This window comes from Butyricimonas paravirosa, from assembly GCF_032878955.1.
Lineage (GTDB): Bacteria > Bacteroidota > Bacteroidia > Bacteroidales > Marinifilaceae > Butyricimonas > Butyricimonas paravirosa.
Map to the genome: position 1 here is coordinate 783,854 of NZ_CP043839.1, position 21,690 is coordinate 805,543.

The 21,690-nt window shown below is 48.2% G+C and carries 23 protein-coding genes and 2 pseudogenes; 19 read left to right on the forward strand and 6 right to left on the reverse strand.

Annotated features, from left to right (window positions below; all coding sequences use genetic code 11):
- Positions 1-47 precede the first annotated feature (47 nt).
- From F1644_RS03440 to F1644_RS03455, 4 genes are all read right to left on the reverse strand, one after another.
- Positions 48-716 (reverse strand): DUF4122 family protein, encoded by a 669-nt coding sequence (locus tag F1644_RS03440; RefSeq protein WP_235817066.1) that lies wholly within the window; start codon positions 714-716, stop codon positions 48-50.
- 89 nt (positions 717-805) lie between these two features.
- Positions 806-1,261 carry a DUF3408 domain-containing protein gene (locus F1644_RS03445; RefSeq protein ID WP_071149227.1) on the reverse strand — a complete coding sequence of 152 codons (456 nt, stop codon included), beginning with the start codon at positions 1,259-1,261 and terminating at the stop codon, positions 806-808.
- A gap of 2 nt (positions 1,262-1,263) precedes the next feature.
- On the reverse strand, positions 1,264-1,701 hold the full coding sequence (locus F1644_RS03450; RefSeq protein ID WP_071149228.1) for a DUF3408 domain-containing protein: 438 nt from the start codon (positions 1,699-1,701) through the stop codon (positions 1,264-1,266).
- Positions 1,698-2,465, reverse strand: coding sequence for a ParA family protein (locus F1644_RS03455; protein WP_071149229.1), 768 nt, complete (start codon positions 2,463-2,465; stop codon positions 1,698-1,700). Before F1644_RS03455 ends, F1644_RS03450 begins: the two co-directional genes overlap by 4 nt.
- Before the next feature lie 126 nt (positions 2,466-2,591).
- Here F1644_RS03455 and F1644_RS03460 point away from each other — a divergent pair, with 126 nt between their 5' ends.
- The 11 genes and pseudogenes from F1644_RS03460 (at position 2,592) to F1644_RS03510 (ending at position 11,461) form a co-directional block, all read left to right on the forward strand.
- Positions 2,592-2,723, forward strand: coding sequence for a hypothetical protein (locus F1644_RS03460; protein ID WP_262640236.1), 132 nt, complete (start codon positions 2,592-2,594; stop codon positions 2,721-2,723).
- 415 nt (positions 2,724-3,138) lie between these two features.
- A complete protein-coding gene (mobA, locus tag F1644_RS03465) occupies positions 3,139-3,606 on the forward strand; it encodes a conjugal transfer protein MobA (protein WP_032560424.1) in 468 nt (155 codons plus the stop codon).
- Entirely contained in the window at positions 3,596-4,849 is a 1,254-nt protein-coding gene (gene mobB / locus F1644_RS03470; RefSeq protein ID WP_008766671.1) for a conjugal transfer protein MobB, read from the forward strand. Before mobA ends, mobB begins: the two co-directional genes overlap by 11 nt.
- A gap of 36 nt (positions 4,850-4,885) precedes the next feature.
- Positions 4,886-5,806: pseudogene (locus F1644_RS03475) on the forward strand (YWFCY domain-containing protein); the annotation flags it as partial.
- Positions 5,807-6,446: 640 nt separating this feature from the next.
- Positions 6,447-8,099: a group II intron reverse transcriptase/maturase gene (gene ltrA / locus F1644_RS03480; protein WP_005647985.1), complete on the forward strand. Its 1,653-nt coding sequence runs from the start codon at positions 6,447-6,449 to the stop codon at positions 8,097-8,099.
- 121 nt (positions 8,100-8,220) lie between these two features.
- A pseudogene (locus tag F1644_RS03485) lies at positions 8,221-9,330 on the forward strand (TraM recognition domain-containing protein); the annotation flags it as partial.
- 217 nt (positions 9,331-9,547) lie between these two features.
- Positions 9,548-10,081, forward strand: a complete 534-nt coding sequence (locus F1644_RS03490) for a DUF4326 domain-containing protein (RefSeq protein ID WP_008766673.1) — start codon at positions 9,548-9,550, stop codon at positions 10,079-10,081.
- A gap of 33 nt (positions 10,082-10,114) precedes the next feature.
- Positions 10,115-10,381, forward strand: a complete 267-nt coding sequence (locus F1644_RS03495; protein ID WP_008766674.1) for a hypothetical protein — start codon at positions 10,115-10,117, stop codon at positions 10,379-10,381.
- Between the two features lie 11 nt (positions 10,382-10,392).
- Positions 10,393-10,647, forward strand: coding sequence for a DUF6926 domain-containing protein (locus F1644_RS03500; protein ID WP_008766675.1), 255 nt, complete (start codon positions 10,393-10,395; stop codon positions 10,645-10,647).
- A gap of 11 nt (positions 10,648-10,658) precedes the next feature.
- On the forward strand, positions 10,659-11,156 hold the full coding sequence (locus F1644_RS03505) for a hypothetical protein (RefSeq protein WP_008766676.1): 498 nt from the start codon (positions 10,659-10,661) through the stop codon (positions 11,154-11,156).
- A gap of 11 nt (positions 11,157-11,167) precedes the next feature.
- The gene (locus tag F1644_RS03510; protein ID WP_008766677.1) at positions 11,168-11,461 is read left to right on the forward strand and encodes a DUF4120 family protein; all 294 of its coding nucleotides are present in this window, start codon (positions 11,168-11,170) and stop codon (positions 11,459-11,461) included.
- 259 nt (positions 11,462-11,720) lie between these two features.
- Here F1644_RS03510 and F1644_RS03515 read toward each other — a convergent pair whose 3' ends face one another.
- Positions 11,721-12,515, reverse strand: a complete 795-nt coding sequence (locus F1644_RS03515; RefSeq protein WP_008766678.1) for a nucleotidyl transferase AbiEii/AbiGii toxin family protein — start codon at positions 12,513-12,515, stop codon at positions 11,721-11,723.
- Positions 12,512-13,315 (reverse strand): type IV toxin-antitoxin system AbiEi family antitoxin domain-containing protein, encoded by an 804-nt coding sequence (locus F1644_RS03520; RefSeq protein WP_008766679.1) that lies wholly within the window; start codon positions 13,313-13,315, stop codon positions 12,512-12,514. Before F1644_RS03520 ends, F1644_RS03515 begins: the two co-directional genes overlap by 4 nt.
- Before the next feature lie 713 nt (positions 13,316-14,028).
- Between F1644_RS03520 and F1644_RS03525 the strand changes: the two genes are divergently transcribed.
- The 8 genes from F1644_RS03525 (at position 14,029) to F1644_RS03560 (ending at position 21,690) form a co-directional block, all read left to right on the forward strand.
- Positions 14,029-15,798 carry a DUF3945 domain-containing protein gene (locus F1644_RS03525; RefSeq protein ID WP_008766680.1) on the forward strand — a complete coding sequence of 590 codons (1,770 nt, stop codon included), beginning with the start codon at positions 14,029-14,031 and terminating at the stop codon, positions 15,796-15,798.
- A 40-nt stretch (positions 15,799-15,838) separates the two neighbouring features.
- Positions 15,839-16,099 carry a DUF4099 domain-containing protein gene (locus tag F1644_RS03530; protein ID WP_008766681.1) on the forward strand — a complete coding sequence of 87 codons (261 nt, stop codon included), beginning with the start codon at positions 15,839-15,841 and terminating at the stop codon, positions 16,097-16,099.
- Positions 16,100-16,195: 96 nt separating this feature from the next.
- Positions 16,196-18,292, forward strand: coding sequence for a type IA DNA topoisomerase (locus F1644_RS03535; RefSeq protein WP_032585083.1), 2,097 nt, complete (start codon positions 16,196-16,198; stop codon positions 18,290-18,292).
- A 196-nt stretch (positions 18,293-18,488) separates the two neighbouring features.
- Positions 18,489-18,725 carry a hypothetical protein gene (locus F1644_RS03540; RefSeq protein WP_008766683.1) on the forward strand — a complete coding sequence of 79 codons (237 nt, stop codon included), beginning with the start codon at positions 18,489-18,491 and terminating at the stop codon, positions 18,723-18,725.
- Positions 18,726-19,092: 367 nt separating this feature from the next.
- Entirely contained in the window at positions 19,093-19,314 is a 222-nt protein-coding gene (locus F1644_RS03545; RefSeq protein WP_025076690.1) for a hypothetical protein, read from the forward strand.
- A 31-nt stretch (positions 19,315-19,345) separates the two neighbouring features.
- Positions 19,346-20,326 carry a PRTRC system protein E gene (locus tag F1644_RS03550; protein ID WP_008766685.1) on the forward strand — a complete coding sequence of 327 codons (981 nt, stop codon included), beginning with the start codon at positions 19,346-19,348 and terminating at the stop codon, positions 20,324-20,326.
- Between the two features lie 4 nt (positions 20,327-20,330).
- The gene (locus tag F1644_RS03555) at positions 20,331-20,552 is read left to right on the forward strand and encodes a PRTRC system protein C (protein WP_008766686.1); all 222 of its coding nucleotides are present in this window, start codon (positions 20,331-20,333) and stop codon (positions 20,550-20,552) included.
- 49 nt (positions 20,553-20,601) lie between these two features.
- Positions 20,602-21,690: a hypothetical protein gene (locus tag F1644_RS03560; protein ID WP_008766687.1), complete on the forward strand. Its 1,089-nt coding sequence runs from the start codon at positions 20,602-20,604 to the stop codon at positions 21,688-21,690.

A 21,690-nucleotide genomic window follows, 5' to 3' on the forward strand; every position in this document is an offset into this window, starting at 1 on the left:
TCTCCTTCATCTGACCGTTTCAGGATGGCCACGTTTGAACTTCCTGATCACGCATACTTGTCTATATCGAAAGGCTCATCTTCCTTACTGCCTTTTCTTCCTGATACACCCCTCCGGTTTCCCAGATACTTGTCAAGCAAACCGTTCACCTTCTCCAGATTGCTCAGCTTGTCGGTCAGGAAAGCCAGTATCTCCGTTTCACTCAGTTTGTAATGGATGGTTCTTGCGGCACGCAGGGCTTTCTGTTCGTCAACAATCCCGGAAGTAAGTACTTCCGCTACGTTGTTTATTTCCTCGATTGTCAATGCCGTGTTGAAATCCGGGTCGGGTTCGGCATCTACGGGAGCCATCAGTTCCTCACGCTCTTCTTCTGTCAGTCCTTTGTTTTCCTGCTCCACATCATCAGAACCGATATCCTCGTCTTCCTCCAATGGAATTTTCTCCATCGGCTCGGAACGGGTTGGAGTCATCCTTGCAACTTTCGGGTCTTCCAGATAGATGACCTTTGTCTTGCCTATCACATCATCGTCATCCGAAGAAGAGGACGGAACAGCCGTTTCGGTTTTTCCTTTGGACTTATCCGTTTCCGGCTTTCTGCGCCTTGCCTTTCTGCGGGCACGACGTTCCGCCTCTTCCTTGCGTTGTCTGCGGTATCTCCACACTCTGACACGGGCAATCCGCATCAGCCTTAAAATGAGGTCCCATATTCCGTACATATGTCTGTGGAAAATAAATGTCCACAAATGGCACAATATATAGACAGCACATACTGCCTTTACGGTAAAATAAACTATCGCAGTCATAATTATAAAGGTTTGGTGATACATTCCGTGTACAGCTTTGACATCTCATGCTCGTACTTCTTCAAATGTTCATCTATAATCCTGTTTACAAAACCGGAAATGGGCACCTCAGGAGCGGTAACTGCCAGAAAACGCTTGATATGGGAGTGATTTTCCTTGTTGATATAGACTTGTATCCGATTTCCAACAGGATAGTTTACCAGATAGATGGATTTATAGAAACCGCTTTCCGGAGACCTGGAAGCAGATATGTCTTTCAGTATCTCAAACGTAATCTCGGATGTATCGTCATCCCTGTTGTCAGTTTTTGTCATGTCTGCCGTTTCACCAGAAACGTCGCGGACATCCTTTCCTCTTTTCCTGCCCTTGAACAGCCTACGGAAAATAAACAATGACAATCTGTAAGCAGTGTAAATGCAGCAACAGGCAACGATGGCCTGAAAAATAATCTGTGTCATAATCAAAATGGTTTTAATGGTTTATAATACTCTTTGTTATACAATTCGTTGATTTCGTCCCAGTGTTTCTGCAGATGGTCCACAAGGATATTGCTGATAAAGCCGGATATGCTCATCTCCGGAGCGATGACAGGCAGTACCCGTTTGATGCACTCGGCCACTTCACGGTTGATATACACATGGGAACGGTTTGACGCGGGTATATTGACCAGAAACCTTTCCCGGTATCCGCAGGATTCATCCTTTTTCCTTTTGGGCTTCTCCACGGAGGGCTTTTCCGCTGGAGTATCTGCCGGTACGGTTGAGGCGGGGCTTTTCGCTTCCTGATGTTCCACGGGCTTTTCTTTCGGGGCGAGGCTGTCCTTGCCGAAAACAGGTATGTCGCCGACAATGATTTCCTTCAGGACATCTTCGTCCACCTCTACGATTTTCTTTTTCATGACTGTCCGAGTTTAAGTTTGACCATAAGCTCTTCCGCAAGTTCCACCAGCCCGCTGCCTTCCAGTTGTCTGGCCGGAGGCGGCAGCAGCGTGCAACGGAAAAAGGCACGCTTGGCATGGGTAATCTCCTTTTCATAACGGCACAGGTCAGGAAGCGTGCTGTCGAGGACTGTCAGATGCAGCTCCCTCATGACTTCCGAATATGACTTGAGAATCTCCACATTGGTACGTTTTTTCAACTTGTTCCAGAAAAAGAAGATGTCCTTGAGCAACGGGGTATTTTCCATCTTCTTGATATGGTCAAGCACGGTCGTGGCAAAGGACAGTGTACTCTGCATCACAATCAGGTCCGGAACGGTGGGAGTAAGCACGTAGTCCATATTGACAATCGTTCGGAATACCCCGGTGGATTCTACCGTTCCGGGAAGATCCACGAAAATAAGGTCATAATCCCCGCTTGCCGCAATCGCATCAGCCGCTTCCCTTGCCTTTTCAGCGGTGGAGCCTACAATGGGATAAGCCTTTTTCTGCACTTGGTTCCACTGCTGTTTGATCAGTTGCCGGTAATAGGCGCTGTTGGAAACAGCCTTTTTGTCACGCTCCCTCATACGTACGAGACTGTGTTGGGGAGAGTCACAGTCAACGATAGCCACGTTCAGTCCCTTCTCGAAATGGAAGTAACTGGCAAGCACTACGGACAGGGCCGATTTCCCGACCCCTCCTTTCTGGTTGCTAATCGCAACGAACAAAGTTTCTTTACTCATAAGTCTTTCTTTTTAATTGTTATTGAATAAATACCGGTGTCATCCACTAATCCGTGAATCCGCAGACGTTTCTTTCCAACCATCCGAATCCGCATCCATTAACGGTATCATCCAGTGTCATAACCTTTGATGCTACTGTTACCGCATCTTTCCGACATCGCTTCCATCCGCGGTCTGTCTGTTGGTCATGACAATCCGTCAACGGTCCCGTCCGATATTGCTTCCATCATCCCAACCGTTACCGGAATCATCGGATAACATGACCATTATTCCGCTATCAGAAGGCCGGTTGCAACCGTCCGCACTGCAAATAAAAGGGGATTTTCCCGAATGATCACCATCATCCGGAGACGGTGACGACCCTTGTCACCGTATGACATCTTGTTACATATAATCCACTGTTTTACAGATAAATATACCGCTGTAACTTTGCCACCAACAACGGAATGGATACCGGATGGAGCTATCCCGAAGCCGAAGAATGAGGCTGAAGGTCAAAACTCAATTTGACTTCAGGCAAATTCATGTTCAAGCGAACATAGCAAGTTGTGTTTTGAGGCACCCGAAATAAATTCGGGCACTCAAAACAACTTGCCACTCGCCTGACGGCTCGGGGAGGATTCACTCCAAAGTCGTGAATCCGGGGCCGGAAGATTAGAAACTGAAAATATCAATGCGTATGGAAGAAAACAAGAAGAAAAACTCAAGAAAAAGCGCAGGCAGGAAACCAAAATCCGACCCTGCCGTGCATCGTTATGTGGTACGGTTGAACTCGGAAGAGAACGGACGTTTTGATATTCAATTCCAAAAATCAGGATTGAAAGAACGCTCCAAGTTTATCAAGACAATGATTTTCGGCAAGGAAATCAAGGTGGTGAGAATAGACAAGGCGACGATGGATTATTATATCCGCCTGACCAATTTCTACCACCAATTCCAGAGTATCGGCAACAACTACAACCAGACGGTGAAAGCCGTAAAGACAAATTTCGGGGAGAAACGGGCTTTCGTCCTGCTCCGTAATCTGGAAAAAGCAACAATAGACTTAGTGTTGCTGAGCAAGCGGATTATCATGCTGACCCGTGAGTTTGAAGAAAACTATCTGATAAAACAACGGAAGGAGGAGGAAAATGGTGGCTAAAATCAACAGAGGTGCTTCGCTCTACGGTGCAATCATCTACAACCAGCAGAAAGTGAACGACAATACAGCCCGCATCATTTACGGGAACCGCATGATTGCCAATGTGTCGGGGAACACGGAGCGTGTCATGCAACAGACCCTGTGGGCGTTTGACAACTACCTGCTTGCCAACAAGAATACAGAAAAGCCAGTCCTGCATATATCGTTGAACCCTTCTTTGGACGACCGGCTCACGGATTTGCAATTCACGGAACTGGCCAGGGAGTATATGCAGCGAATGGGCTATGGCAACCAGCCTTACATTGTATATATGCACGAGGACATAGACCGGAGGCATATCCATATCGTTTCCACCTGCGTGAACGAAAAAGGTGAAAAGATAGACGACGCCTACGAGTGGAACCGCTCGATGAAAGCCTGCCGGGAACTGGAAAAGAAATTCGGGTTGAAACAGGTGGATGACAAGCGCAAGGAACTATTGGAGCCGTATCTGAAAAAGGCTGACTACCAAAATGGTGATGTGAAGCGGCAGGTTTCCAATATCGTCAAGAGTGTATTCTCCACTTATCGTTTCCAGTCTTTCGGCGAGTACAGCGCCTTGCTCTCCTGTTTCAATATCGAGGCGAAACAAGTAAAAGGCGAATTTGAAGGAACACCCTATAATGGAATTGTCTATACGATGACCGATGATAGTGGCAAGCCGATATGTACGCCCGTCAAATCTTCTCTTATCGAAAAACGCTACGGCTACGAGGGATTGGAAAAGCGTATCGGGTACAACGCCCGTGAATACAAGAACAAGAAATGGCAACCGAAGATACGGAACGAAGTGGCGCTTGCCATGCACGGATGCCGTGGAAACAAGGAGGAGTTCACCCGTTTGCTCGCCGGGAAAGGTATTGATGTGGTATTCCGTGAAAATGATGAAGGACGTATCTATGGCGCAACTTTCATCGACCATAAGAACCGTGAGGTATATAACGGTTCCCGACTTGGAAAAGAGTTTTCGGCAAACGCTTTTGAGCGGCTGTTTAACAGTCCGACCAATATGCCTGACTTGGATATGCCAATGCCTGCTCTTAATCGGCAAGGCGTTTTCTCCTCCGAAATGGAAAGCTCCATCGAACAGGCTTTCGGAATCTTCGGCATTGACGCCAACGGTCCCGACCCGCAGGAAGAGGCGCTTGCCCGCAGGCTGCAACGCAAGAAGAAAAAGAAACGCCGTTCCCGCGGAATATCCTGATTACAGATTTTATAAACCATTAAAACTATATTCATTATGCAACAAGAAGATGATTTGAGGGGACTGGCCAAGGTCATGGAGTTCATGCGTGCCATATCCATCGTGTTTATTGTCATCCACGTCTATTGGTACTGCTACCGTTCATTCGTGGATATGGGTATCAATATCGGGGTAGTCGACAGGATACTCCTGAATTTCCAGAGGACAGCGGGGCTTTTCAGCAACCTGCTCATCACAAAAGTATTTGCCGTCATATTCCTTGCCCTCTCGTGTTTGGGAACAAAAGGCGTAAAGAATCAGAAGATGACATGGCAGAAAATATATGCCTCTTTCCTTGCCGGATTGGTGCTGTTTTTCATGAACTGGTGGATGCTCGACCTGCCGTTCAGTCCGATGGTCAATGCCACCTTGTACACGGCAACACTTACAGCCGGGTATATCCTGTTGTTGATGTCCGGCGTGTGGATAAGCCGGATGCTGAAACACAACCTCATGGAAGATGTATTCAATACCGCCAACGAGAGTTTCATGCAGGAGACACGGCTCATGGAGAACGAGTATTCCGTCAACCTGCCGACAAAGTTCGTCTATCAAGGCAGGGAATGGAACGGATGGATTAATGTTGTAAATGTTTTTCGTGCGTCCATCGTGCTTGGAACTCCCGGCTCGGGTAAGAGCTACGCAGTGGTAAACAACTACATAAAACAGCAGATTGAAAAATCCTTCGCCATGTATATTTACGATTATAAGTTTCCAGATTTGTCCGAAATTGCTTATAACCATCTACTTAAACACACTCAGAATTACAAAGTGAAGCCGGAATTTTATGTCATCAATTTCGATGATCCGCGACGTTCGCACAGGTGCAATCCCATCAACCCGAAATTCATGGCGGACATCTCGGATGCCTACGAATCTGCCTACACGATTATGCTCAATTTGAACAAGACCTGGGTGTGACCTGTAAAGTCGCGTAATTGATTGTTAAACAGTGATATTAGTTGCATGATTTAACCCGCTGTTCCGTCAGCGGTAGCCTACTATAAGGTGCATCTCCAGTGATGGGTTGTGCCAAGCTTATAGGACAAAGTACACTCTCCGAAAGGACAAGACTGAACCGTGAGGGAACGTCAAGGGCGGTTAGTATCATACTGCCGAGTGGCGAGGCTGGATAGCATGGTTAACATAAGTGAACTGTCTTTAGCCATCGTGAGGTTTGAAGGAGCGGAAGATACTTTAGCTCTCACCAAAAGGTAAGCAGTCGGATAACCCCTGCCCATGTTGGGGTTACACGGACATGGCACTGCCGGTGGACTTGACAGAACCTAAACTATCCTTTTGTCAATTACGTGGAACAGGGCAAGCCTGTATCTCTCTCGTAACAACGCGAGTAAGCGAACCGCAAGGCAAGCCGAAAGGGGTGCAGGTATGAGATAACGGAGAAAGCGAACGCCTCCCTGTAATGGGGAGGATACGGATTGAATCGACATCACGGGCTGATTGTGGATAACATCATCCGACACGAAAGTGGGCAGACTTCCGTATATGGTAACTCTTTACAAGATAACTTTTAGAACTTTCAAAAGGAGGAAAGCAAATGAACGAAACTAAGACATCGTGTGCGCCTGCTGACAACAGGAATCTGACTTGGGACGGTATGAACTGGTCCAAGTGCGAAGCCTATGTCCGAAAGCTTCAAGCGCGTATTGTAAAGGCTCAGAAAGAAGGCAGACATAACAAGGTGAAAGCCTTGCAATGGATGCTCACTCACTCTTTTTACGCCAAGGCATTGGCTGTAAAGAGGGTTACTTCCAACAAAGGGAAGAAAACGTCTGGAGTAGATAAACAGCTTTGGGACTCTCCCAAGCGCAAGTACAAAGCAATCAGTGAACTGAAACGCCGTGGCTACAATCCGCAGCCACTCCGTAGGGTTCACATCAAGAAAAAGAACGGTAAACTCCGACCGTTGGGAATACCGACCATGAAAGACAGGGCGATGCAGGCTTTATATCTCATGGCATTGGAACCGATAGCCGAAACGACAGGCGACCGTTTCTCCTACGGCTTCCGAAAGAAGCGCAGGACAATGGACGCAATCCGTCAGATTGATACGGTTTTAAACCGCCAACATTCTCCCGAATGGATTTTGGAGGGAGATATAAAAGGCTGTTTCGACCACATCAGCCACGACTGGCTCATTGAGAATATCCCTATGGATAAGACAATACTCAGAAAATGGTTGAAATGTGGAGCTGTGTTCAACGGAAAACTATTCCCGACAGAAGAGGGTACGCCACAAGGAGGTATCATATCACCGACACTTGCAAACATGGTACTTGACGGGCTTCAGCCGCTCTTGGCTAAAAGATTCAAAAGACTATGGCGTAACAACAAGACATTCCATTACAAGGTAAATCTTATTCGCTATGCTGACGACTTTATAATCACAGGCCGAGATAAGGAACTATTGGAAAACGAAGTCAAACCAATAGTGATAGAATTTCTCAAAGAAAGAGGTCTTACCTTATCCGAAGAGAAAACTACTATTACGAACATATATGACGGATTTGATTTCTTGGGTTTCAATGTAAGGAAGTTCGGCAAAAAGCTATACACATCTCCGTCCAAAGACGCACAGAAACGCTTTAGGGCAAAAATCAGTGACATAGTCAAAGGACATAAGATGTGTAAGCAGGAATCGCTGATACGAATGCTCAATCCTGTAATCACAGGATGGGGTAACTATTACCGATATGGTGCATCGACCGATGCTTTTCATGGTTGCGACTACCACATTTATAATCTCACGAAGAAATGGGCCTTACGTCGTCACCCTAAGAAACGCAAGTCTTGGGTCGCAGACAGGTATTGGCATGAAATTCGGGGACGCAAATGGACGTTTGCGTGGAAATATGAAACGAAAAGTATGAAAGTGAACTACCTGACCCTTAAAAGATTGTCGGATATACATTATACTCCGTACAAGCAAGTCAAGGGAGAGGCAAATCCTTTTGACCCGGAATACGATGATTATTTCTCTCAGCGTAAGGAGCAACAAATGCTGGAATCTCTCAAAGGACGTAAGTCTCTCTTATATTTATGGAACAAGCAGAACCGGATTTGTCCGTTATGTGGCAAGGAAATAGACTGTACAAAAGCATGGAACGTCAACGAAATATCTGTTGGTGGTTCGATTGTACGGCAACTTGTCCACAACAACTGCTACAAGCGAAATAAACGAAAATGTTGAAAGTATGAGCCGATTTCTAACAACAAATAGAAATATTGAGTTGCTTGAGCCGTATGAGGGGAAACTCTCACGTACGGTTCTTAGGGGAGAAGGGGGCAGCAATGCCCTTGACTTACCCGATATACAGAAACAGGGCGATTTCTTCGTGGAATCCCCGATTATTCTTTTGGCGGCTATTATATGGTATTTGCGCATCTACCAGGACGGAAAATACTGCACGTTCCCTCACGCGATAGAATTTCTGAACAAGCCGTATGCCGATATTTTCACAATTCTTACCTCGTATCCGTCTTTGGAAAACTACCTTTCCCCGTTCATGGACGCCTGGCAAGGGGGCGCACAAGACCAGTTGCAAGGCCAGATCGCTTCGGCAAAAATCCCGCTTTCAAGGATGATTTCCCCGCAGCTTTACTGGGTGATGACCGGTGATGATTTCACGCTCGACCTGAACAATCCCGAACACCCTAAAATCCTGTGTGTCGGTAACAATCCCGACAGGCAGAACATCTATTCAGCCGCCCTCGGACTGTACAACAGCCGTATCGTAAAATTGGTGAACAAGAAGGGACAACTGAAGTCTTCCATCATCATAGACGAGCTGCCCACGATTTACTTTCGCGGTATTGACAATCTCATTGCCACCGCACGAAGCAACAAGGTGGCGGTATGTCTCGGCTTCCAGGACTTCTCTCAGCTGACCCGTGACTACGGTGAAAAAGAAGCGAAGGTAATCCAAAATACGGTGGGCAACATCTTCAGCGGTCAGGTCGTGGGAGAAACGGCTAAGAACCTTTCGGAACGCTTCGGTAAGATACTCCAACAGCGGCAGTCCATTTCCATCAACCGGCAGGACACCTCCACCTCCATCAACACGCAGATGGATTCGCTCATTCCGGCATCGAAAATAGCCAACCTCTCACAGGGTACATTCGTGGGCAGCGTAGCGGATAACTTCGGGGAAGAGATTGACCAGAAGATTTTCCATGCCCGCATTATTGTCGATAATGAGAAGGTAGCAGCGGAAACCAAAGCCTACAAGAAAATACCCGTCATCAACGAGTTCAAGGATGCGGACGGCAACGACATCATGCAACAGCAGATAGACCGGAACTATTCCCAGATAAAAGCGGACGTGGTGCGGATAATCGAAGATGAGATGACCCGTATAAAGAACGACCCTGATTTGAAACACCTGATACCACAGGAAGAAAATGACAAGGATAATGAATAGCCATTGAAAGGCCGCTTTTTTATTTTAGCCTGCAAAGGTCGTCCCGTGCCTTTTGGATTGAGCAAGGTCGAGCCCTACGGGTTTTCGGGGAAATCTTCCGCGCTCCGCTTGCGGTATTTTCCCGAAAAGCCTTGCACAATCCGGCACGGAACGGTAAGGCAGGCAAGAAATAAAATACCGGCTCGCCGGTCGGAATTGTTTAACTAAAAAACAAGTTATGAGCAATACAAGAGTGGTCAATATCCGCAAGGAATCCTGTGATGTATATATAGGAAGAGCGGGACAAGGGAAAGACGGTTATTTCGGAAATCCGTTCAGGCTGGAAGCGACAATGACAAGGGGCGGCACGCTGGACCGTTACAGGAAGTATTTCTACTATCGTTTAAGTACGGATGAAAAGTTCCGCAGACGAATCGGAGAATTGCAGGGCAAGACATTGGGGTGTTTCTGCAAGCCGAATCCTTGTCATGGGGACATCATCAAGGAATACTTGGAACGCATGGAGGGATGTACCGATGAAATAGCCATAGAAAAGACCTACTGGAAAGGAGTGGCTTATCCAGTTCGGGAAATCCAAGTCGGTAATGACATTTTCAGGGTGTCAGTAAAAAGCCTGTGCGATGAGCTGGTGAACGATATGCATAACGGCATTTATGAAGCGATGGAAGCGAGCGAGGAGATTGACGGTTACTGCACGGATGAGGAACTATGTACACTGACCGATGATGACCTGTACAGAATGTGCTGCTGAAATAAAATTCAAACAATAAAAAACAGAAATGACATGAAAAAGAGAAGCAACTTTACACCGATGAAAAGATTCCATGAGATTCTTGACAATTATGGTCTGAAACTGATGGAGGTGGGAACCAACCACCTGAGAGTATTTTTTGGCAACCGGAAATTGTTCGACTACTATCCGCTGAGAATGAAACTGTTTGATTACCGGCAGTGGCAGCAACTGACCTATCCGTCGGTCATGGACGGTACGGACAAATGGGAAACGGAACTGGAAGGAATCATCAACAGCCTTATGGTATCACCGCAATAAACATTGACATTATGCACAAGAAAAACAGACAGACGCTCGTTTGGGATAACATTCCTGAATGGGCGATTTTCGCATTGGAGTACGGCATCGAGGAAGAATTGTTCCTGCCGAACGAGGATTTGGAAATGATAAGCCGGTTCATCGGCGAGAATTTCCCGAACGGCTACACGATGAGTGTGGATTGGGAATCATGCACGGAGTTCAACCCACGTCCGGCATTCGGGAAACCGTGCAAGACTCACAAGGTGACTTTTGTAACAAACTAAAACTACCTGCTATGAGAAAGATAACATTAAGCGAATACAATTCCATCCCGAAGGATTACCGAGGGATCTGGACCGTGGAGCGTTGGGACTTGCCGAATTGGGCGGAAATACGCGAAAAACACATGGGAAAGCGCACCATGATGGTATATGACAAGGGAACATGCCTGCTGGTGGAAGGACTCGGATTTGAAATCGTGGATGATAGTATCTGGAAAAAGGCGGATGAAGTCAAGAAGGAAATAGGTAGCCATTTCCTGAAATTCTACTGTGAGCAGGGACGTGAACCTCATTATGCGGACTGCACTATCCGGTGGTGCGACACGCTGGAAACGGAAGAAGTGAGGATTGCGCTGGCGATGGATTCCGACAACGAAAAGGACGATGAGATATTCTTCTACTGCGACAGCTTGGAAAATTTAAAATCACTGGCGGATAAAGGTAAGGAGGATTTCATCATAGCCGGATGCATTGGTTTCGGGATATACGAAGAATTGTTACAAACAACTTAAAAACATCAGACATGAAAATCAAATGTCAGGAACACTACGAGAATACCGTCAAGTATGCGAAAAGCATCGGTGATGAAACGTTGAGCAAATGTATTGAACGGCTCAAGCAATGGGAGGTCAACTCCAATGGCAGGTATGAAATCGAACTGTACACCGATTTCGCACCATATTCATTCGGTTTCGCTGAAGTGGCGAAAGACGGGACAAGGGGCGTTGTCGGAGGGCTTCTCTATCACGGCAAGCCGGATCGGTCATTTGCTGTAATGATTGGTGGACCGTTTCACGGCTGGAGCATACACACTTGAAAAATCGTTTCGCAGTTTGTGTTGAGCGAAAAAAGCGCAGAAGTACTCAAAATCTGATTACCTTTTACACTTTCTTCGCTCATATTTTATTTCCGTCTGCTCATTCTGAAATCTCCAAAATCAGAAAGCTAAAATCTGTATTTGACGGATTAAAAATCAATTCTCGCAGGTTTTCCGCAAAAATCAAAGATTAAATCGTTATATGGCAAATTTAGATACCGGCAATATTTCTTTTTCAGGTGTTACTTTTATTGATATGCTATTTTTGCAATCTGTCTATTAATTGAGAGCGAACAAGGTCGTACCCCAACTGAGGATTGAACTCCCTCTCCGGACGGATAAGATTTTGTGTATCTCCTAAGAACTCAGAGTCAGACATCTTCTCTTCCATATTATTAATGAACTGTTTGTATGTCGGTGGTTGTTGAACAACAAAAGACATATAACGGTGGTAACAACGCATAATTTCTTCGACATCAACTGATGCTTCAGACAAAGCGACATACAAGTCAAAAAGGTCTCGCCCCTTTTTCCTTTGGTACAAGGCTCTCAGTTTTGTTCCCAACAGTTCATTTAAACGATATGTTGTTACTCCGCACTTGCCTGAGAACCAACTATTTTCCATTTCAAATGGTATTTTGACTAATCCAAGTTCATTAAAATGCTCAAAACAGTTTATCTCGATTTTTAAGCGTAGAGGAATTGTGGGAGGTATTTCCGATTCCATACGAAACAACATCGTGTTATTATATCGTTTTTGTTTTGTTACTCTATCCGGCAAAAAATCCAAAACTTCCCCAAGTCTGAACATTATTGGCTTTATCGGTCCGGGAGTAATTTGAACTAAGTCAATATCTTCACTATATCTGGGCTGTGGCGTCAGATATAGTTTATGGAGTGCAGTTCCTCCCCTGAATGCTAATTGTGAAGCAAGAAACTCATCGCTAAAAATAGCGACTAACGCACGTGATATAATGAGGTCTTGCTCTACTTGTGCGTTGTCATTCCATGGAACTATCTTATTCCATTGAGTGATGGCTGTTCTGTTTATCATATTTCGTCAGTTTCTATTATCGTATTTACAAAAATTTTCCAACGGTTATTCCTTTCCGCGCAATCTTTTGGTTTATTTATAGTTAGAGGAATATATTTGAAACGCTTTACATATGAAGTCAATTCCATATATAGCGTATCTGCAATTTCTGCTGCATTTAGAACTTCATCCAGTATATATCCCAGTCGTTGTATAGTTGCGATTGATGTATAACCAAACAACTTATTGGAAGCACCACGAAAATCTAATTTTTCTGTAAGTTCTTCCAATATAGTAGATGCTCTTGAAAGTCCACCTATATATTGCTCATATTGTACAATGTCAAGAGCTGTCAATTCTGCATTCGAATAATATATCACTCCTGTTTCAGAATTTTTTGATAACAAAAAATCTGTTGGAATTTCCTTGCGGTATACCCAAACAAGTGTATTGTTCTTTGATTGCGAAACAGAAGACTTTGGAAATACCGACATTACAGAAAATTTCTGTGGACGTTGATGAGCTGCACCATGAATTTCTGCCGCATTTAAGAGACTAATATAATAAGGCTTGTTTAGATACGACATCAACTGATCTATGTAATATATCGGTGGTACCATTCTTTTGGCAGCATAATGAGGAGGAATAATAACGTAGAAACCTTTATAGACCGGATATATTATACCTTGTGATGATATACGGAACAAATCATTTTTAATGACCTGCTCTGAATAATGTGGCAATGCCAACCTAATTTCTTCAACCGAAAAAGTTGGAAATCCACTTATCTCTCTATCTCTAATCCATTCACGTATTGTCATAATGCGTAATTTTAGTGCAAAGGTACTCAAAAAATGATTACCATTGCACTAAAAAGATGCGCATTTTCGTTCAAAGGGTAATTTTTCCATATTCTTCCATAAACTACCATCCTAAGTCACGCTTCACTCACTAAGTCCCTCTGAGAAGGTAACTCGGAGGACGATACCTTTCACGTTCAGGCCTCCGGTTTTCGTACAAAAAATTCCCTGCGGTAATTTTTCTTCGAAAAAACGTTCCGGTATCGCCGTCCGAGTTGGGTGAAAAGGTCGGGACTTAGCAAGCGAAGCGACCTACGACGCATAGAACAAGGTCAAGACAAAACCTGACGGGAGTACTTTATAAAATTCAGACCGTCCCAATTGGAACATCTATCCTATCATAAATCCTTTTCCTTTCGGTCGCCTGTCTTATGAGAAATACAAGGAAGTAGGGACAAAAGCAGCTCGCTCTCAACTCTGCATAATATAGGTTTTCTTTTTCCCTCTTCGTCCCTTTCCCTGCTTCGGTTTCTCTCTGCCTTCCCGTACCTTGTGGCCCGCCCTTTTCCCTCTGTTTTTTCCCTTTTTCGTTTTCGTGCTGTCACCCTGCGGTGAAACGTGATGACAAATGATGTAATATGTAGTTCAACTAATTAAAAATCAATTATTTATCAAATTTTGCTATATATATTTGCGGTGACAATAGTAGTTATCAACTCTAAAAACTCAAAGTTATGGCAAAGAAAAATGTGAGGGACGAACCCCTGAAGCCGCAAGTGAGCGAGAACGAACAGATGAGTGACATCGTGTTCATACTCGACAAGATGGAACTGATTTTACAGGCGGTGTCAAAAATCGGAAAGGACGGGAAATACAGCACCGTTCCGGCAGACAAGGAACACAGCAACTCCTTCCTGAAAATCGACCGGTACGCCAACATGTTCGAGAATTTCGTGAAAAACTTCTGGAGCCAGCTCAAAGACCCGACCCGTTTCGGCATCCTCTCCGTCAAGGCGGATACGCTGGACAGCCCGGAAGTGAAGCAGGCCATCGAAGACCTCGCCGCCGGAAAGCAGACAAAAGCCGTGGAAGACTTCCTCAAAAAATACGAAATCGTTCCACGCGACAAGGAAAACCAAAGTATCAACAATCAAAATCAAGAAGAAATGGCAAAGAAAAATGAGACACAGCAGCAGGCCACCCAAGGTGACGGCACGCAGCAACCCAAGTACCGCTACAACGAGTCCATGATCAACTGGGAGGAACTGAAGAATTTCGGACTTTCCCGTGAATACCTCATGGAGCGCGGTCTCCTTGACCAGATGCTCAGGGGCTACAAGACCAACCAGGTGGTACCCATCAGCATGAATTTCGGCTCCGCCGTATTACGTACCGATGCACGACTGTCATTCCAGCAGTCCGTGGGAGGCCCTATCGTATTAGGTATCCACGGCATCCGCCAGAAACCCGAACTCGAACGCCCGTACTTCGGTCACATCTTCTCCGAAGAGGACAAGAAGAACCTGTTGGAGACAGGCAACATGGGGCGTGTGGTGGAACTGAAAGGGCGCAACGGCGAATACATCCCTTCTTTCATCAGCATCGACAAGCTCACCAACGAGGTGGTCGCCATGCGCGCGGAAAACGCCTACATCCCGCAAGAAATCAAAGGTGTGAAACTGACCGACCAGGAAATCAACGACCTGCGGGAAGGCAAGAAAGTGTTCATCGAAGGCATGATTTCCAATAACGGCAAGGAGTTCGACGCCCACATCCAGGTCAACGCCGAACGCAGGGGCATCGAATACATCTTCGAGAACGACAAACTCTTCAACCGACAGTCGCTGGGCGGAGTGGAACTTACCAAGCAGCAGATTGAAGACCTCAACGCGGGCAAGGCCATCTTCGTGGAGGGTATGGAGCGCAAGGACGGTGAGTTGTTCTCCTCGTATGTCAAGCTGGACGAGGCCACGGGCAGACCTTCCTACACACGCTACAATCCCGATTCCCCGGAGGGAGCGCGTGAAATTTACATCCCGAATGAAATAGGCGGCGTGAAAATCACCGCCGAGGAACAGCAACAACTGCGCGAGGGCAAAGTCATCTTCCTCAACGACATGGTGAACCGCAAGGGCGAGGAGTTCTCCTCCTTCATCAAGGCGGATTTGGAAACGGGACGCCTGAGCTACTCACGCACGCCGGACGGCTTCGAGCAGCGTGCCGAGTTCAAGATACCGGAAAAGGTATGGGACGTAAAACTGACGAGAAACCAGCGTGCCGACCTCCAGAGCGGCAAGGCGGTACTGGTCGAGGGCATCAAAGGCTACGATGGAAAGACCATCTCGCAGTATGTCAAGGCGAACTTCAACCAGGGCAGGCTGGACTTCTATAACGAGAACCCGGACCGCAAGCGTGACGCATCGCAGCGCAACGTGGTGGCGAACGCCCAGAAGCAGGGACAGGAACAGGCTGGCCGCAAGTCCAAGGGGGCAAGCATTGCCTGAGCGTGAATCAGAATGAATGTCAAATCAAAAAAACAGAAATATGAACGTAAACAATAAAAACAACACGCCATTCAAGGCGGAAGACGTGAACTGGGAAGAACTCGCGGGAATCGGGATCCTGAAGGACGAGCTGGAAATGTCGGGGGAACTTGATACGTTGCTCAAGGGAGAAAAGACAGGAGTGATGTCACTCAGCCTCGTGCTGCTGGGCGTGGACGTGGTGATGGACGCCACCCTGCAACTGGTGCGCAAGGACGACGGGGCACTGATTGAAATCCTCGGTGTCAAGCCGGTGGCCTGACAAACGCTCATCCATTATAACAAGTAAAAAATGTCAAACCGCCGTTTCCCGTTTTCCGGTTCCGGTAGCGGGGAACGGCTTAAATTTTATCCGAACATGAAAGCAATCATTGCAGAAAAACCGAGTGTCGGCATGGATATAGCCCGTGTGGTCGGGGCTACCGACAAGAAAGACGGCTACTGTACAGGTAACGGGTATATGGTCACGTGGGCGTTGGGACACCTGGTGTCGCTCGCCATGCCCGGTGCGTATGGCTACACGAAAACCTCCGCCGAAAACCTCCCGATGCTGCCGGACCCGTTCCGTCTGGTGTCCCGCCAGGTCAGGACGGACAAAGGGATGGTGACGGACATCGCCGCCGCCAAACAACTGAAAATCATCGACAGCGTGTTCGACCGGTGCGACAGCATCATCGTGGCTACCGACTGTGCCCGTGAAGGGGAACTTATCTTCCGCTGGATATATTCCTACTTAGGCTATACCAAACCGTTCAAACGCCTGTGGATCTCCTCTCTCACCGACGAGGCCATCCGCGAGGGTTTGGCGAACCTCCGGGACGGCAGCGACTACGACAGCCTGTATGCCGCCGCCGACTGCCGGGCAAAGGCGGACTGGCTGGTGGGCATGAACGCGAGCCGTGCCCTGGCGGTAGCCTCCGGCTCGGCGAACAACTCCATAGGACGTGTACAGACCCCGACGCTCGCCATGGTCTGTGCCCGCTTCAAGGAGAACCGGAATTTCGTCTCCACCCCTTACTGGCAGCTGCACCTCACGCTGAAACGGCAGGACGCGCACCGCATGTTCATCCACACGGAAGAGTTCAAGGAAAAGGATGCGGCAGAGGCGGCATACCGGAAAATCACTTCCGGTTCTGTGGCGACAGTCACTGGGTCGGAACACAAGAGGACTTTCCAACAGGCCCCGCTTCTGTACGACCTGACCACGCTCCAGAAAGATTGCAACGTCCATTATGACCTGACAGCGGAGAAGACCCTCTCCATCGCCCAATCCTTGTATGAAAAGAAGCTTATTTCTTATCCGAGGACGGGAAGCCGCCATATCCCGGAGGATGTCATGCGGCACATTCCTTCCTTGCTGGGAAAAGTGGTTTCCATGCCGGAATTCAGGGAATACGGACAGTCTTTCGACATGTCCGATCTGAATACCCGCAGCGTGGATGACACGAAAGTGACCGACCACCATGCCCTGATTATCACGGGCATTTCACCCGAAGGGTTGTCCGAGGCGGAATCTACCGTTTACACCCTGATAGCCGGAAGGATGCTGGAAGCATTCTCGCCACCCTGCGAGAAGGAACTTTTGGTCATGGAATGTGCCTGCGAGGGAATGGCGTTCCGTTCCCGCTCTTCCTCCATTGTCAGACCGGGCTGGCGCGGCGTGTTCGCCAGAAAGGAGGACAGGGAGAAGGACGAGCCGGAACGTGACGGGGGGACGGCGGAGTTTGCCGAAGGCGAGACTGTTCCGGTCATGGGACACGGGATGGCGCAGAAGAAGACCCTACCCAAGCCGCTGTACACGGAGGCCACCCTGCTGGCGGCGATGGAGACCTGCGGGAAAAACATCACGGACGAACAGGCAAAGGAGGCTATCAAGGAATTGGGCATAGGCACACCCGCCACCCGTGCCGCCATCATTACCACCCTTATCAAACGTGACTATATCGCCCGCTCCGGCAAAAGCATCATCCCGACCGAAAAAGGGATGTATATCTATGAGGCGGTGAAGGACATGCGTGTGGCGGACGTGGAACTGACGGGAAGCTGGGAGAAGACCCTGGCGCAGGTGGAGAGGCATACCCTCGATACGGAAACCTTCATGCAGTCCATCCTGGATTACACCCGCAGGGCAACCGAAGAGATCCTGCGTCTGGATTTTCCGGCGATGCAGGAAAGGGCATTCACCTGCCCCAAGTGCAAGACGGGAAAAATCATCCTCCGTTCCAAAGTGGCCAGGTGCGACCATGACGGGTGCGGGCTGCTGGTGTTCCGCCGTATTCTGAACAAGGAACTGACCGACACCCACATGGAACAGCTTTTCTCCTCCGGCACCACCAGACTCATCAAGGGGTTCAAGGGAAAGAAAGGTGTACCGTTCGATGCCGCCGTCACCTTCGATGCGGAATACAACACGGTATTCTCGTTCCCGAAAACCGGGAACGGAAAGAAAAAATAACACCGTCATTCCAATTCGCGGGCAAAGGTAGCGCACCGCCTTTTTCCACCGGCAAGGTCAGGCCCTCCGGGTTTCGGGGAAAATCATCCTCGCGCCGCTCCGGTATTTTCCTCCGAAAACCTTGCCTGTGGAGGCGGTACGCATCCCGGCCCTTGAAATTGGAAAAGACTGTTTCACCCGTTAATACCGGAATGTCATGAAAACAAGGGAATATATCGACAAGATTCAAGCGAACAGATGGGTACGGACCATCGCATTGGGCTTTGCAGCCTTCATCGTGTTCAGTTATATGTACACACGGGGCATATCCCCCGTGTGGGCTGCGGTAGCCATCGTGTGTTTTAGGGGATTCTTCAGGTTCCTGTACCGGATAGCTTGCCTTCTGGTGGCTGCGGCCATACTTTTCTGCATACTCAGTTTTCTGGTATCCTGACAATATTTGACCATGAAACATAACTGCCATACAAAATCAAGTGGAACCTTACAGAACAGAGCTGTCTTCCGGGACGGCTCTTTTTGTTTTCCGCCCTCTGTGGAACCGGAAACCATAACGACAGGAATAAAAGGAAAAGGGATGAAAACACAGACTTGGCATACCGGAAACTACCGGGCAAAGTTGGCAAATGCCTTTGTTCGGACGGCAAGGTCAAGCCTTGCGGTTTCGGAAAAAATCATCCTCGCCGGAGGCTTGCGGTATTTTTCCCGAAAACCTTGCCTTACCGAAGGCATCTGCCGTCGGGCCCTTGTAGTTCACGGGCTGCCAAAGCCCGAATATTCACAATTAAAAAAAATAAAGAGACATGAACCAAGCATTTGCAACAAGCGCACCGCCGGCTCCCATGAGGATGCCCATGCCGGTAACGAGAAGAAAAAGGACGGTGGAACCCGAACCTGCCGTCAAGTTCCCGCCACGGGGGACGACAGGGCCGGTACACATCTCCACCCTGTTGAACCCGATTCTGGAAATCAGCCGCCATCCCGACAGGAACAGGCTGCTGGCCAAACTGTTCAGTGAAGAATAAAACCCAGTAATAACTTTTAATACATCAAATTATGTTTTTTACAGCAATCCACCAGATGATGACCGAAGGCGTGGATCTCACGCTTGTCATCCGCAAAGCGAACGGACAACTGACAGTATCCTTACTGCCGAAGTCGAACGGGCTGAAGGACGAAGCCCAGAACCACCTCGTACCACTGACCGTCAGCGGGCATCCGCAGGAACTGGACGCAGGCTTCCTACAAGCCGTAGCACGTCCTATACAGAAGACTACCGGACTGATTTCCAACATGGCGCAGTTCGAGGCGCAGGCTGAGAAGGCAGCGTCCGAGAGCAAGGCGGCAAAGGAGACCAAAGCGAAGGAGACGAAGGAGGAAAAGGAGAAGCGGGAGAAGTACGAGAAACATTTCAAGAAAGCGGAGGAACTGATCGCTGCCAAGAACCACAAGGAGGCGGTTACCGCACTCGGACAGGCACGTCTTTACGCCAAACCGCAGGACCAGAAGAAGATTGACGAGATGGTGGCGGAACAGACAAAGGCGATGAACAAGGGCAGTCTGTTTGAACTGATGGAAGAACCGGCTCCGCAGCCACAACAGCCGCAGGCACAACCGGCAGCCGCACCAGTCCAACAACCGCGGCAGGCTCCACAGTATCCTCAGCAACCGCAGGCACAGAGACCGATGGCGGCTCAGGCTCCTGGCGGACAGCAGAGACCGGCAGCCAATCCTCAGCAACAGCAGACAATGTGGCCACCGCAACAACCGCCGCAGGGACCGGCACAATATTACGCCCAGCCACAACCGCAACCCTATATGGGACAGCAGCCAGTACCGCAACAGGCTCCACAACCCGCACACGGGGGATACCATGGGACACATTGGCAGGAGCCGGTACAGCACCCTGAAGAACTCTCCCCACATTATCACGCCGGAGAGGATGAACCCAATTACCGTCCGGAGGATTACGAGGAATATCCCGATTTTCCGCAGTCCATGTTAGAAAATCATGTCTCACAATATCAAGCAGTATAAGATTATGGCACTCGAAGTAACAGGAATGGCACGCTCATTCACATTCAAGAAAGGCAGCGGAATGGTAACGCTCGATGATCCCAACCCGTCGGACAGCCCCGAAATGGTCATGAGCTATTACTCCAACTTCTACCCGGAGCTGACAACGGCAACGGTACACGGACCGGTCATCAAGGACGACAAAGCCGTGTACGAGTTCAAGACCACCATCGGGACCAAAGGATAGGAAGCATGAAGAAGGAACGAAAGAAAAAGAACAACAAGAAAAGGAAACCATGTGTACCATTGGACGAACAACAGTCAAGGCAGCTGGCGAGGCTCATCATCGGCCAGACGCGGAGGAATGTACGGTACGGCGTGAACAGGGAAGAACGGATTGCGGCTCCAAGCGGGGCCGTAATTCTTTTCTAAGCACAGCCTTCATACCGCTGGCACAGAATAATCTTACCGTGGATTGTTACGACAGCGGCGAATGCAACAGTATAAACGTAATCACGCGGGATAACTACGAATTCCTGCGTGATTCGTATTTCAGGTATTCCCTGCTATTGCAGAAGGAGGGCGTACACATGCCAGGAAACAGTATCGGGGAAGGCATCGCCAATCTGTACGATGAAATGAACACGCTTGTCGGTGACGAACTGCATGTCAACATCGAGCAGGAAGCCGGCAGGCTTTTCTTCCGGCTGTGGAAATACCACAAGTGGGGAAGTTTCACGCTGTACTACTTCCCGGTGAAGTTTCTGGAATCGCTCAATCCCATTTTAAGGAGGATTGCCATTACCTTTATCCATAAACTGATGAAAGCAAACGGCATTGATACATTCGTGGATTACGAAGAATCGGACTTTTTGTTTGAAATGCTTTCGGAGGATGACGGCAGCGACCCGGAGGAGTGGAAAGAACGCATGAAACTGCTGGACTCCTATCAGGAAGGGAAAATCGGCAGGCTGCTCAAACGGGTGGAATCGAAATCCTACTACAAGAACCTGCCGAAAGCACTGGATACATACGAACCCCAAAACGGGTTTGAACAGCCTTTGGTCGATGCGATGAAACGGGGTCTCCCGTTTCTGACGCCTGCACGGGGCATCATGCAATACGCTTATGACGCCTATTACTCGGAGAATCCGGACTTCCACCCGATGTACCTGCAACAGCAGATAAGGGTCGTGTATGACATCAACGACATTGTATCCGACTATCTCGTTGACTATTACAATTCCTGTAGCAGGGAGACCTACGACATCACTCCGGTGACTGCCCTTGACCTGTCGCCCGATACCGAAGAACTGTTCAGCATGGACGATTACCCGGAACGGTTCTTTCGGTGGGCGGACGAATTCATATCTTTAATCAGTTGA